Genomic DNA, 13089 nt, shown 5'->3' with positions numbered 1-13089 from the left:
CTGCGGAGTGCCGTCACCGCCGCCGAGAGGGTCGGTGCCCGGGACGTCGCTGTGGGGCTGCGCGAGTGAGCGGCCGAGGAACAACCTCGCAGGAACTGGCGGCGGCCACAGGCTGCGGCATCCCCTGGGTGGCGGCCTGGCCGGGGCCTCGATGAGCCTTGGCCGGACCGAGGCCTGCCGTCCACGCGGCGGGTGAGACCACGGAAACGAGCCGTTCACGCCACGCGGACCCTTCGGGAAACACGCGATTTCTAGCGTGTCCGCTCATGGATTCGGAGCTGTGTACGCACTCGGACACCAGGCCGAATGCGGCTGCACCACCCACTCCCCCGCTGCGTGAGACGGTCCACACGAAGCTCCGCGCGGCCGCAGTCGACGGCGGGTCCGGCCCGCGCGGGAGGCTGACCGACACGCGGCCGGCCGCTCGGGGCAGGGTGTCACGGACCCCGGTACGCGGGGCACTGGCGCGGCAGGCCTCCGACGACCTGATCGAGCGCGGTGGCGGCGGATTCTGCGTCCCGATCCCCAGCCCCAGCCTCACTCGGCTCAAGGACTACTACGAACTTCGGATCACCCTCGAACTGCGCGGGATCGCCCGCGCGGTCGAGGGCCCCTCCGTGCACCACGATCCGACCGTCACCGAAGCCGGACCGCACCGTTGGTACGCGATGCGCGAGCAGCCGCAGACACCGGACCCGCGCTTCGTCGTCCAGGACGAGCGCTGCCACACCGAACTCTCCCGAGGCGCCGGCAACCCCGCCCTCACGCCCGCGCTCGTGGCGCCCGGCGAGCGCGGACGGCGGGTGCGGACGTACGGCTTCCTCACCCGGGGCCGCCTCGCGACGAACGTCACCGAGCACATCCAGATCACGGGGTTCGTCCGCGCCGGCCGTCTCGATGCCACCCACCACGCCCGGCACGCCCGCGTCGGCGCCTCGATGGCCGTGGTCCTGGAACGCGCCCGGCATGCCATGACGCAGACGGCTCTGCACGCCGACAACTTCTGAAAACCCGGAAGCTACGCCCGGGCCCCCACAACTCCCTGGCTGCCGACGCCGCCTGCCGGGGGCGCACCACCGCTCACCGCACCCGCAGGAAGCATCCCCACATCCCCGAAGGGCTGCCCATGAGCACCACTGAGTCACCTCAGACCGCCGCAGCACCGGACTCCCCGACCAGCCAGGCGACCAAGGAGACCCTGGAGGACTACACACTCCGCTTCGCTCCCCGCAGCTACCGCCGGTGGACTCCGATGGTGGTAGCCACCACGGCGCTCGGCGGCATCGCCTACATGGCCGACTTCTCCATCGGCGCCGGCATCGGCCTGGCCCACGGAACCGGCAACGCGCTCGTGGCGATCGCCGTCGCCGCCGTCGTCATCTTCGTCACCGGTTTCCCCCTCGCCTACTACGGCGCCCGTTACAACATCGACCTGGACCTGATCACCCGCGGCTCCGGCTTCGGCTACTACGGCTCGGTCCTCACGAGCGTCATCTTCGCGAGCTTCACCTTCATCTTCTTCGCCCTCGAAGGCTCGATCATGGCCCAGGGCCTGAAACTGGGCCTCGGGCTGCCGCTCTGGCTGGGCTACGCCCTCTCCACGCTGATGGTGATCCCGCTGGTCATCTACGGCATGAAGGCGCTCAGCAAGCTCCAGGTGTGGACGACCCCCGTCTGGCTGGTCCTGATGGTCGCCCCGCTCGTCTACCTCGTCTCCACCGACCCCAGCACCATCGACCGTTTCCTCTCCTACGCCGGCACCGACGGCGAAGGCGGCGTCAACACCGCGTCCGTGCTCCTGGGCGCGGGGGTGTGTCTGTCGCTGATCGCGCAGATCGGCGAGCAGATCGACTACCTGCGCTTCATGCCGCCCAAGACCGAGGCGAACAAGCGCACGTGGTGGACGGCCGTGGTCATGGCCGGTCCCGGCTGGGTGGTGCTCGGCGCGCTGAAGCAGACCATCGGTGTGTTTCTCGCCGTCTACATCCTCGCCAAGGTCGGCGCGGACGCCGCCCCCGAGCCGATCCAGCAGTTCCGCGGCGCCTTCGACGCGATGATGCCGTCCTGGATGGTGCTACCGCTGGCCGTGGCTCTGGTCGTCATCAGCCAGATCAAGATCAACGTGACGAACGCCTACTCCGGCTCCCTCGCCTGGACCAACTCCTTCACCCGCGTCACCAAGCACTACCCCGGCCGCATGATCTTCGTCCTGGTCAACCTCGGTTTCGCGCTCGCCCTGATGGAAGCCGACATGTTCAGCTTCCTCAACGACATTCTCGGCTTCTACTCGAACTGCGCCATCGCCTGGGTCGTCACCGTCGCCACCGACATCGGCGTCAACAAGTACCTCCTCAAGTTGTCGCCGCTCCAGCCCGAGTTCCGCCGGGGCATGCTCTACGCGGTCAACCCGGTGGGTGTGGTGGCCTTCGTCGCCGCGTCCGGGCTGTCCATCGCCATGTACTTCCACGCCCTCGGCGACACCCTCCAGCCGTACTCCCCCGTGGCCGCGGCCGTCATCGCCTTCGTCCTCACTCCGCTCATGGCGGTCGTCACCAAGGGCAAGTACTACCTGCGCCGCACCGATGACGGCATCGACGCGCCGCTCCTCGACGGGGACGGCAACCCCAGCGCCGTGACGTACGAGTGCCACGTGTGCCGACAGGAGTTCGAGCGCCCCGACGTGGCCGCCTGCCGAACGCACGACGCCGCCGTCTGCTCCCTCTGCCTGAGTACTGACAAGGTCGGCGACCACGTCCTCTCGCCGACACCCGCTGTCTGAAACCCCTGTTACGCCCAGGAGAAGCCGAAGGGCTCCCGCACGTCACGTCCCTCGCGGGAGCCCTTCGTCATACCGCCCGGCAGGTGAGGTTGAGAAGACGACCACGAACGGGACTTCTGGGCGCGCCCCCGGCGCCGTCACGACGCCAGGAGCAGGCTGTCGCCGGGCTCCTCGTCTCCGCGCTCCTTGACGTCGGCGTAACGCCGGTCCACGTCCTGCCAGTTGACGACGGCCCACATGACGTCGGTGAAGTCGCCTGTCTGGTTCTTGTGCTGCAGGGAGAAGGCGTGCTCCCGGGCGTCGAAGACCAGGATCCGGGTCGAGCCCTCGCCGACGCCGCTCTGGTGACCGTAGAACTGCTCGACGATCAGGTGACCGCTGAGCGATCCGTGGGCGAGGGTCCTCAGCCCGAACCCTGTGGTCGCGGCGGGCTTGGTGAGCTGCGTTTCGAGGCCCGCGAACGAACCGAAGGATTCGGGGATGGCGACCGCGAGCTCGCCGCCGCCATGCCTGTGGCTCGCCGCCGTCGCCTGTCGCAGTCGCCCACGCCGTACCCGGCCCCGGCCCGACGCGGTACAAAGGATCGCTGCCCGCTCACGGCCGATGTGCCCGTTGCAGCGGTGAGCGGTGGGAGGGGTCAGGCAGCGCGACCAGGGAGGTGGATGCCGAACGGGGAAAGCCTTCGGGGGACAAGGTCCGCTGGGCTCAGCCGACGAGGCGGGGGCGGCCGACCGGAGTGGGAGCCACGCCGAGGTGTTCGAGCAATAGCCCTTCCCGTGTGGACCAGGGGCAGATCTCGACGCTCTTGGCCCCGCAGGCTTCCATGAGGGACTGGGCGATCAAGGCTCCGGCCAGGGACTGCTCGGCGCGGTGGCGGGAGATGCCCGGCAGCTTGGCCCGGTGGGACGGTGTCGCGTCGGCCAGCAGAGAGACCGACGTGCGCAGTTGGGCCAGCGTCAGCCGCCGTCTTGCGCGCGGTGTCCTGCCCTGGGCAGCGGCGAGCCGGGCAAGCTGTTCGAAGGTCTTGGAGCAGGCCAGTACCCGCCCTCCCAGCTCGGCCTGCGGCAGGCCGGGGACGGCTTCCAGGGACTGGCGGAGGTGCTGTCGCATCTCTGCCAGAGAACGTCGGGACGGCACTGTGCCGCCGGGAAGCCAGTCCCGGGTGATCCTGCGGGCGCCCAGCGGCAGCGAGTGGACGACGCGGGGTTGGTCTCCGGTGCCGGAGGCGATCTCCACGGTGCCGCCGCCGATGTCCAGGACCAGCAACCGCCCAGCCTTCGGGCCGGCCCACTGGCGGGCCGCCACATAGGCCAACCGCGCCTCTTCCTCGCCGGTCAGCACGCGCAGGCGGGTACCGGTAGTGCGTGCCACTCGCGCGATGATCTCGTCACGGTTGGGCGCGTCCCGGATGACGGAGGTCGCGAACGCGAACACTTCCGGTCCACGCGGACGCGGATCGGCGGCGACGGCCTCGGCCACAGCCCGCTCGACACTCTTCATGCCGATCTTGTCCAGACGCCCCTTGCGGTCGAGGGTCTCGTGCAGACTCAGCCGCACCTTTCGGGAGAACACCGGCTCCAGCACCGCACCCGGGCGCCGCCGCACCACCGTCAGCAGAGCACTGTGACATCCGACATCGAGCACACCTGCCTGCCGCATCCCATTGCCTCCCTCTCGCCTCCGCGTTTGACTCAACCGGCTCCTACTCCCGTACTCCGGCCCCCTCGACGACAGCACGGGGAATCCGGTCCAGCGTGTAAGCATATCGTCACCACAGGTGTGCGCTCCGCGCGGACCCACAGTGCTGGAGCGGAGAGCAGGGATACGTGAGCTCCAAAACGAAGAGCGGGGGCACACCGCCGCCGTCATCGGGGCGTTGAACATTTCACGAGGGAAGCACTGCCACGTGACTGCGTGACCTCCCACGACCGCTTCGCGAAAGCCCCCGCAGCGCCGACTACGCGGAACGACAGCTGGGCCGACTCGTCGCCGCCGCACCCGCCACCCGCACGGATCTCCTGCCGACCGTGCGCCGGTACCTGGACTCGGCCGGCAACAAGACCATCGCCGCTCGCTCCCGTAGAAGGTTGTCCGAAAGCGTGACAGTTCCTCGACCACCTTCCGCTCGCCCGCCGGCACCAGCACGCTCAATCCCACGGCCTCCTTCGTGAACTGCCCGATCTCGTCGCAGAGTTCAGGATCACGAGGAAGGCCTCCCATCCCCTTGCTCCACCAGGTATCTTGCATCGCATGGAACCAGGTGATTCGACCAAGCAGGCCCGGGCAGCCGCCCAGCTGCGCAAGGGTGTCCTGGAGTACTGCGTCCTCGCCCTGATGCGCGACCGTCCCCGTTACGGCGTGGAACTCCTCCACGCCCTGGAGGACTCCGGCGCGCTGGCCACCGGCCAGGGCACGGTCTACCCGCTGCTCTCCCGGCTCCGCCGCGACCACCTGGTCACCACCACCTGGCAGGAGTCCGCCTCCGGACCACCCCGTCGCTACTACGCGCTCACCGACAGCGGCCGGGCCGCACTCGACGAGTTCACCCGCGTCTGGCCCGGCTTCCGCAACGCCGTCGACGCCTTCCTGACCACCCCGCACCCCTCCACCGGAGACCTCTCATGAAGACCTCTGCCAATCCTGTACGCGACTATCTCTCCGCCGTCGAGCGCGAGGCCTCCGCGCTTCCCGCAGACCGTCGCCAGGAACTCCTCGCCGACCTCGCCGAACACATCGACGTGACACGCGCCGAACGCCCCGACGCCACGATCGGCAAGGTCCTGGCGGAGCTGGGAGACCCCCGCACGATCGCGGCGACGGCGCTGGCCGAGGCAGGCAACGGGGCCGAGGGGGCCCCGGCCCGGAGCAATGCCGGTGCACCCGCCCGGCGCGGCAGGGTGCACCCCCTGGTGCCGCTCCTGATGCTCACCCTCTCGATGCCCTTCATGATGGTCTTCCCCGACCACCCCGGGCAGCTCTTCGGCGTCCTGTTCCGCATCACCGGCGCGGTCCTTCTCTGCACCTCACTGCACTGGACCGCCGTCCAGAAGACCACTGGCGTACTGCTCGCAGCCGTCCTGCCGAGTGTCATCATCAGCACCTGGAACCTGTCCACCGGCGGCCCGGAGGCCGGCACCCCGGCTCTCCTGGCAAACCTGGCGATGCTCGCCCTGATGGCCGGCACGGCAGCATGGCTCTGGCGGGTCCGCTCCGTCTGAGACGCTGTCTCCGGTCCACGGGTTCGCCATGAGCCGTTGGCCGACCGGTGCGGTGACGGAGGGTTGCCGGTCAGCGGGTGAGGCGACGGGTCATGAGGGTGATGGATGCCCCATGTCCTCGTAGTGGTCCAGGCGGGAGGCGTCGCCGGTCACGACCTGGACCTGGACCTGGTACGCACCGGCCGGTCCGGCAACCAGGCACTCTTCCTCGCGCGCCACGCGTCTGCCTAGCGTGCTCTCATGGATCACCGTCAGCAGTCGTCCGAACGCTCCTCCGACCGCTTCGACCACTGCCCCTGGCTGTTCGAGAAGGAGGCCACGGAGGAGCGGCGAGCCGCGCAGTGGGAGCGGCAACGGTCCCTCGGCGGGGACAGCGAGGTGGGCGAGCGGTGCTACGTGGCCGAGTCGGCGGCGGTGTTCCCCGACCTCCTGCGACTGGGCGACGACTCGTACATCGCCGCCCACGCCTACGTCACCGGCACCCTGACCACGGGCACGGACTGCACCCTGAACCCGTTCACCGTGGTCCGCGGCACCGTCTCCCTGGGCACCGGCGTACGCATCGGCGCCCACACGTCGCTTCTGGGCTTCAACCACTCGATGGCCCCCGACCAGCCGGTCTTCCGGCAACCCCAGACCAGCCGCGGCATCACCGTCGGCGACGACGTCTGGATCGGCTCCCAGGTGGTTGTCGTTGACGGAGTCACGATCGGCGACCACTGTGTGATCGGCGCCGGTGCGGTGGTGACGAAGGACCTTCCGGCGTGGACGGTGGCGGCGGGGAATCCGGCGCGGCGGATTCGGGACCGCCGCGAGACGGGAGGCCGGGAGCGGCCGAGCGCCCCGCGCGGCGATGACGGTGACGGCGCTGCTCTGGCCCGGTTCGCCGACACCGCCCGTTCCCAGGCCGCCGGCATCCTGGCCCGCTGCTGGAACGGCGACCGCTACACCGACCGCCCCGGCGCCGCACCCACCGTGCGGGCACACTGCGACGCGGTGGAGATCGCCGATCTGCTGCTGTCGTCCGCACCCGAGCAGTTGGACAGGACGCAACACATCGAGCGCCTGGCGTCCCTCCAGGACCGGGCAACCGGACTCATACCCGAACTCGGCGAGCAGCCGCCCTCCAGGGACGTCGACGGCTTCATCGGCGAGGGCCCGGCCCTGTACCACGTCCTGTCGGTGGGCTACGCGCTGGATCTCCTGGGCGCTTCGCTCCCCCAACCGATCTGTGGTGTGAGCGACATGACGGCAAGTCAACTCGTCACACGCCTGCAGGGGTTGCCCTGGCGGGACAGCGCCTGGGGCGCGGGCGCCTGGATCGACTCCTGGGCCACAGCCGCCCGTTGGAACCTCCGGCACCCCGCCACCGCCCACCTCACTCCGGGCACGCTCGAAGCCCTTTTCGGTTGGCTCCTCACCCGGGCCGACCCCTGGACCGGCATGTGGGGCAGCCCCTCGACCACCGCCGGCCGCCTCCAGGTGGTGAACGGTTACTACCGGCTCACACGAGGCTCCTTCGCGCAGTTCGGGATGCCCGTTCCACATCCGGAGCGAGTCGTGGACGCGGTGCTGGACCACAGCCGGGACGCCCGCTACTTCGGCGCGGGCCGCGGGAACGCCTGCAACGTACTGGACGTCGCGCACCCGTTGTGGCTGTGCACAAGGCAGTTGGGCGGCAGGGACCGCGGCGACGACAGCTACCGGGCGGCCGAGATCCGGACCTGGGCCGAACGCCGACTCACCGCGGCTCTGGCGGCCTGGCAGGACGGGAATGGCTTCGGATTCGGACCGGGTACGGCGGGGCCTGGCCCGGAACCAGGCCTGCAGGGAACGGAGATGTGGCTGGCCATCATCTGGCTCCTCGCAGATCTGGTGGGGCGGTCGGACCACCTCGGGTATCGGCCACGCGGGGTGCATCGCCCCGAACCGGTCGACGGGCTACGGCCCTTGCACATCCCCTGAGGGTCCCGCCGGTCCACAGGCCCTGACCGTTCAGTTCGTGCCGTTGCAGCTGCTGGGGGTGACGGTGGTGATCGAGTGTCCGGGGTGCCGTCGTGCTGCTGCCTCACGAGCTGGTCCGGGCTGTTGCCGACGACGATCAGGGAGTCGGGGGCCGGGAGCGCCGCCTTGCCGACCGTACCGACGCCGTGGACGAAGTCGCGGCCGGGTGGCGTGGAGGAGCGTGCTGGGGCCGGTGAGGCGTAGTACTCGCCGAGTTCGGGAAGACGGGAAAGGCCCGGTGGAAGCGGAGAGTTCGGGCAGGTGGTGGCGACGTCGACACGCCCGGTGATCTCGCCGTCGATCTCCGCCAGGGACTGACGGTGGTTGTCGTCTGCGGTTCGTGGATCTTCGGTGTTTTCCCGGACGCGGGCCTGTTCATGTTCTTCGACGTGGGCGTGAACAGCCCGCCGTGGGCAGCCGCGTTGTTCTCGGGGGTGGCCCTCATGATGGCCTGCACAGCGGGCGGGATCACCGCGACGGTCGTCTCCGACAAGGTGAGAACACGGCTCCGCGAAGCGGCCGGGCCGCCGGGTATCTCCGACGGGGGACAGCGGAGACAGCGCCGACGTGGACTCGGGCGGCTTCGACGGCAACTGAGCGGCGACGCCGAGCGCGATCCGATCCCCGGCTGGGGCTCGAGCTCGCTAGCGCCAGCCGTCGAATGCCGCCCGCCCCGCCATCCGTCCGCGAGAGCCGCACATCCCAACAGCTGGGAGGGCTGAGTCGCCCCACAAGGGGTAGCCGAATCGGGGAAAGCACTCGCCAGTACGGAGGGATGGATTTCGCATGTCAAGCATGATGGAACGTATCAAGCAGTTCGCAAAGAGCCCTCAAGGGCGTCGTACGGCCGAGCAGGCGCGGCGGGCCGCAGCCGACCCCCGTCGCCGGAGCCAGGCAAAGAGCCTGCTGAGCAAATTCCGCGGCCGCCGCTGACCGCATCACCCCGCACAAAGCGTGTTGCGGTAAACACGCGAACAGACAGCTTGAGTGTCTTGGGGCGATTCATAGATCAGCGGCCAGCCGCTGATCGTCGAGATGTCGATGCGCTGAAAGGGATCAGCACGATGACCGCACCTGACGGTGCGGTCTTTGCATCCCCTCACCGAGGACCATCTCGCTGTGGCCTGTCCGGATCCGCCGGGCGTTGTGGTCAAGACATTCGCCGACGCGTTCATGTCCACGGAGGCCGATACCCCCTGCAACGCCGAGTCCGGGCAGGCCAGCGACGAGCGCGTAGCCACCGCAACGACCACCGCCCACGCGAGTGGGACACCCGCGCCGTCACGGGCCAAGGCCCTGCGCGATGTCGCGCTGGGCGGGATTTGTCCAGCGGATGCGGCGATGCTGTGGACCGAGCCCGAGATGTTGGCCCCGTTGCCTTCGATCCGGCCATCTCCCGCCTCATCGGCGCTCTGGCCGCAACCGCCCCGAGGGTGCTCGCCGCGAGCTCCACCTGGCTCGGACCGCAGTACGGGCCAGTGTCCGGGCACCGGCGCTGGCTGAAGTGGCTGAAGCCGACGCTCCGGCTGCCGACAAGCAGGTGATCGTGGACAGTGACGGCGTGCTGGTCCTCGCCCACTCGGAGAGGCAGGACGCCCCTGCAGACGCCTCACGAGACAACAAGACGTCGCCAGGCCAAGCCGTAGGGCTGTTGCTGTTGCTCCCTGACAGACCGACGGCTCCCGTCCTGTGAACAGGAGGGAGCCGTCCGGCGCGTCGCACGTGCAGTGCTTTCAGCGGGTCAGGCGTGACGGCTCGAATGCCGGTTGCCGGTGACGACGCGGTAGAGGGCGAGCAGGATGAAGGAGCCGACGATCGCGGCGATCCAGGTCGAGATGTCGAAGAACCCGTCGATCGAGTCGACGCCGAAGATCACCTTGCCGAGCCAGCCGCCGAGCAGACCGCCGGCGATGCCGATGAGCATGGTGATGATGATGCCGCCCGGGTCCTTGCCCGGCATGAGGGCCTTGGCGATGATGCCGGCGAGCAGGCCGATGACGATCCACGCGATGATGCCCATGGTCTTCTCCGCTTCCTGGATAAAGGCTGTGTCAGCTCATCGTCTGTACCGATTCCGCGCGAACAAACGTCCATTTTCGCATCGCAGCCCTGTCAGCCCTTGATCCATGAGTGCCGGCAACACATAGGCCTCACGGTTCACCGCGCTCAGCCAGAAGCTGTCTTCAAATGTCACGTCGGCATCAGCAGCGATGTGAGGGTGACCGCCGCCGGGTAGCGCCACTGCCTGAGCCGACGAAGCAGCTTTCCACCACGCTGGGCCACCTGCCGCCTGCCGCCTGCCGCCTGCCGCCTGCCGCCTGCCGCCTGCCGCCTGCCGCCTGGGGAGCTTCGCGCCGATGGTGATCGGCGTCCGCCGCGGCTGCCGCGCTCCAGCTGGTTGCGGACTGGTCGGCCCGCTCGGGATGGTGTGCCCGACAGCCCGCCGCCTGAGCCAGGTGTGAATGGCCTGCAGTCGTAGCCCTGTCGCCGAGAAGGCGGGCCGGCCGTACCCTGTCGGACGTATCCCCACCGGCGGCGGCCGGCGCATGCACGGCGTGGGAACCCAGGCCGCCCGCACCTCCAAACGCGCTGGTCCCGGCCCCGAGGAGATCGGCTACCCCTATCTCCCCCTCCGCGCTCGTCGACCACGCGCGACTCGCCTGTACCGAGGCCCTGGACGACGAGAAGGCCGTGACCGCGGACGCCTTCTGGCACCGGGCCGTGGCGTTCTTCGCTGCCCATGGCATCACGCCGATCCGCCGCGTCCTGACCGACAACGGGCTCGCCACCGCTCCCGGGCCTGACCCGATGCGCTCGCGGCGACCGACCCGAACCACGCATGGTTCAGATGAACAGGGGCCTGGCTCTCGACGACCTGGTGTCCTTCGGCCACGGCGGTGCCTTTGCTGACGCGGACCGCGATACGCCCGACCACGCGGCCGAGTCCGCGGAAACCTCGCCTCACGGGGTGGGTGCCCCAGGTCACATGACGCCCGGGAGCAACTGCGGAACAAGCAGGGACAGTTGGCTGTTCATCTGTATGTGGCTGCGGAGGGGACAGTGTCCCCGGGCCTCACCCATAGCCCATGGGGAAGATCGTTCGGCTGAAGCCCCATGGAGCCTTTCGCCGCGAGGCGACCGCCCTCCGCACGCCACCACACCGCCCCGGCTGGTCTCCCCCGTCCAGCCGGGGCTTTCACGTTCCCCGAGGGCACCGAAGTCATGAGGACAACGGGACGGGGTACTCCTCCGAGCGGGTCCGCTCGGGCCGAACGGGCGGTGCTGCGCGGTGTGTTCGGGTGCCATCCTCGTCACCCTGCTCAACCAGTTGACGGGCCTGGCCGTCCACCCGGGTGAGTTGGCGATTCACTGGGGGTCGGAGTGCCTTCCGAGGGTATTGGCATCACGTTCGTGTTCAAGTCTTCTGCGAGAAGGTGGTGCCACAACCATGGCCGATGATGCCTTGTTGTTCGTTCTCCCCGAGCGTCATCCGCGTCTGGGCGCGGCCCTGGCCGCTGTCGGCGAGTTGGAGTGTGCCGAGACGCCTGCGGTGTCGGGATGGCTGCACGCGCACGGCGTCCCCGCCTCCTCCGAGTGCGTCAGGATCGTCCCGTCCGGGGCCGAGGTGCTCATTCCCGACGACGCGGAGCGTCTGCCGGTCCCCCTGAGCGAGGAGGAGACGGTGCGGGTGGAGCAGGCCTGCGCGCCGCGTTCCGTGACGGACATGGAGTCGGAACTGCTCAGCTTCCGGGACACCACCCAGGACTGGCAGTCACTCGTCCACCGGGCGCTCACCTCCGGGATTCCCGCGCAGCGCATCGCGCAACTCACCGGTCTGGACCCGCAGGACATTGTCCAGGCTGTCGACGGCTGACCCTCGCGGGCCTCACGGAACTCGGGGCCCACGCCGTACTGGGCGATGACCCGCTGGCTGCCGGAGAAGAGGGCTGTGAACGCCGATTTCATGATCCGGACGGTGCCACGGCCCGGCTCCCCCGGTAATGATGTTCCCGTCGCACTCCGCGACACCTACACAAAGGTGGTTGACTCCTTGAGACTGTCCCGCGCGACTCTCGCCGTGGCCGCCGGTGCCCTCGCTCCGGCCCTGCTGCTCTCCACTCCCTCCTTAGCCACCGCCGCAACGCCGTCGACCGCCGCCGTGGCCGCGGCGATCACGGTCTCCCCTTACGACGAGATGGACGCGGACGACCTGCGCATCGCGATCCTCCGCATCCTGGCCGACCCCGACAGCGGCAAGCGCGTCACCCGAGAGGCGAACAAGCTCCTCGACAACGGATCCGTGGAGGAGATGCGCGCCTGGCTCGAGACCGGCTACCGCCTCGCTCAGGCCGAGGACGACCGATTCGCCATCGCCCGGATCCTCGCCAACCCCGCCAGCGGCAAAGCCGTCGTCCGTGAGGCCAACAAGGCCCTCAACAACGGCAGCCCCGAGGTCGTGCGCGCATTCCTCGAAACCGGCCTCCGCCTCGCCCAGGCCGAGGACGACCGTGTCACCATCGCGCGGATGCTGGCCGATCCCACCATCAGCCCCACCCTGCGTACGGCGGCGAACGCGGCCCTGAACGACAACACCCCAGAAGCGCTGCGCTACTTCCTTGAGGTCGGCCAGTACGAGGTCGACCGCTAGGGCCAGTCGTTCGGACGGGCACGACCGGAGCCCGGGGGCCTGGCACAGACAGCTGCGAGGCGGGGACGGCGCCAACGAAATACGGTCCCAGGCGCGAGGTTGTTCGAGCGTGAGGGCGTTGGCGACTGATGACAACGCCGCAGAAATGCGTGCCAGGCCCCCGAACCCGGCATGGCCGAGAGGGCAGTTCCTGGCCGCAGACCGCTCCCTCGGTGCCCGCGTCCGTAATCGCGGATGACCGTCGTGAGGAGGCGCCGGAGAGGATGAGCCCGGTCGCGGCGGCGACCAGGGGCCAGGGTCCCGTCATGGTTCCGTCGGTGACTGAGCGAATCTCCGGGGCGCCGCGTCCACGCTCTTGCCTCGTCAGGGTCGAAACGGACGGCTGCCACCAGGATGCAAACCCGGCGCCACCGGGTGCGTCCGCAGGCGGGAGGGCGCCT

The 13089-nt window shown here is 69.3% G+C and carries 10 protein-coding genes and 3 pseudogenes; 10 read left to right on the top strand and 3 right to left on the bottom strand.

Features of this window, described 5'->3' with window-relative positions:
- Positions 1 to 266 precede the first annotated feature (266 nt).
- Positions 267 to 1007: an FCD domain-containing protein gene (locus ACW4TU_RS44285; protein ID WP_457423098.1), complete on the top strand. Its 741-nt coding sequence runs from the start codon at positions 267 to 269 to the stop codon at positions 1005 to 1007.
- A gap of 119 nt (positions 1008 to 1126) precedes the next feature.
- A complete protein-coding gene (locus ACW4TU_RS44280; protein WP_457423096.1) occupies positions 1127 to 2779 on the top strand; it encodes a purine-cytosine permease family protein in 1653 nt (550 codons plus the stop codon).
- A gap of 137 nt (positions 2780 to 2916) precedes the next feature.
- Here ACW4TU_RS44280 and ACW4TU_RS44275 read toward each other — a convergent pair.
- Both ACW4TU_RS44275 and ACW4TU_RS44270 read right to left on the bottom strand, forming a co-directional pair.
- Positions 2917 to 3325, bottom strand: a pseudogene (locus tag ACW4TU_RS44275) (Fe-Mn family superoxide dismutase); the annotation flags it as partial.
- Between the two features lie 159 nt (positions 3326 to 3484).
- Positions 3485 to 4438, bottom strand: coding sequence for a Ppx/GppA phosphatase family protein (locus tag ACW4TU_RS44270; protein WP_457423094.1), 954 nt, complete (start codon positions 4436 to 4438; stop codon positions 3485 to 3487).
- A gap of 591 nt (positions 4439 to 5029) precedes the next feature.
- Here ACW4TU_RS44270 and ACW4TU_RS44265 point away from each other — a divergent pair.
- The 5 genes and pseudogenes from ACW4TU_RS44265 to ACW4TU_RS44245 all read left to right on the top strand — a co-directional run.
- Positions 5030 to 5404 (top strand): PadR family transcriptional regulator, encoded by a 375-nt coding sequence (locus tag ACW4TU_RS44265; protein ID WP_457423092.1) that lies wholly within the window; start codon positions 5030 to 5032, stop codon positions 5402 to 5404.
- Positions 5401 to 5997: an HAAS signaling domain-containing protein gene (locus tag ACW4TU_RS44260; protein WP_457423090.1), complete on the top strand. Its 597-nt coding sequence runs from the start codon at positions 5401 to 5403 to the stop codon at positions 5995 to 5997. Before ACW4TU_RS44265 ends, ACW4TU_RS44260 begins: the two co-directional genes overlap by 4 nt.
- A 105-nt stretch (positions 5998 to 6102) precedes the next feature.
- On the top strand, positions 6103 to 6228 hold the full coding sequence (locus tag ACW4TU_RS44255) for a hypothetical protein (protein ID WP_457423088.1): 126 nt from the start codon (positions 6103 to 6105) through the stop codon (positions 6226 to 6228).
- A 9-nt stretch (positions 6229 to 6237) separates the two neighbouring features.
- The gene (locus ACW4TU_RS44250) at positions 6238 to 7962 is read left to right on the top strand and encodes an acyltransferase (protein ID WP_457423086.1); all 1725 of its coding nucleotides are present in this window, start codon (positions 6238 to 6240) and stop codon (positions 7960 to 7962) included.
- Positions 7963 to 9065: 1103 nt separating this feature from the next.
- Positions 9066 to 9287 (top strand): annotated as a pseudogene (locus ACW4TU_RS44245) (IS256 family transposase); the annotation flags it as partial.
- A gap of 455 nt (positions 9288 to 9742) precedes the next feature.
- Here ACW4TU_RS44245 and ACW4TU_RS44240 read toward each other — a convergent pair.
- Positions 9743 to 10021 carry a GlsB/YeaQ/YmgE family stress response membrane protein gene (locus tag ACW4TU_RS44240; RefSeq protein ID WP_457423084.1) on the bottom strand — a complete coding sequence of 93 codons (279 nt, stop codon included), beginning with the start codon at positions 10019 to 10021 and terminating at the stop codon, positions 9743 to 9745.
- Between the two features lie 493 nt (positions 10022 to 10514).
- On the opposite strand from ACW4TU_RS44240, the pseudogene ACW4TU_RS44235 reads away from it, so the two are divergent.
- From ACW4TU_RS44235 to ACW4TU_RS44225, 3 genes and pseudogenes are all read left to right on the top strand, one after another.
- A pseudogene (locus tag ACW4TU_RS44235) lies at positions 10515 to 10782 on the top strand (IS481 family transposase); the annotation flags it as partial.
- A 667-nt stretch (positions 10783 to 11449) separates the two neighbouring features.
- Positions 11450 to 11875 carry a DUF6003 family protein gene (locus ACW4TU_RS44230; protein WP_457423082.1) on the top strand — a complete coding sequence of 142 codons (426 nt, stop codon included), beginning with the start codon at positions 11450 to 11452 and terminating at the stop codon, positions 11873 to 11875.
- A gap of 177 nt (positions 11876 to 12052) precedes the next feature.
- Positions 12053 to 12649, top strand: coding sequence for an ALF repeat-containing protein (locus ACW4TU_RS44225; RefSeq protein ID WP_457423080.1), 597 nt, complete (start codon positions 12053 to 12055; stop codon positions 12647 to 12649).
- The last annotated feature ends 440 nt before the right edge of the window (positions 12650 to 13089 follow it).

This window comes from Streptomyces kryoterrae (assembly GCF_054072135.1).
The sequence above is the reverse complement of the archived record's forward strand: the minus strand, read 5'-3'. Positions and strand labels throughout refer to the sequence as shown.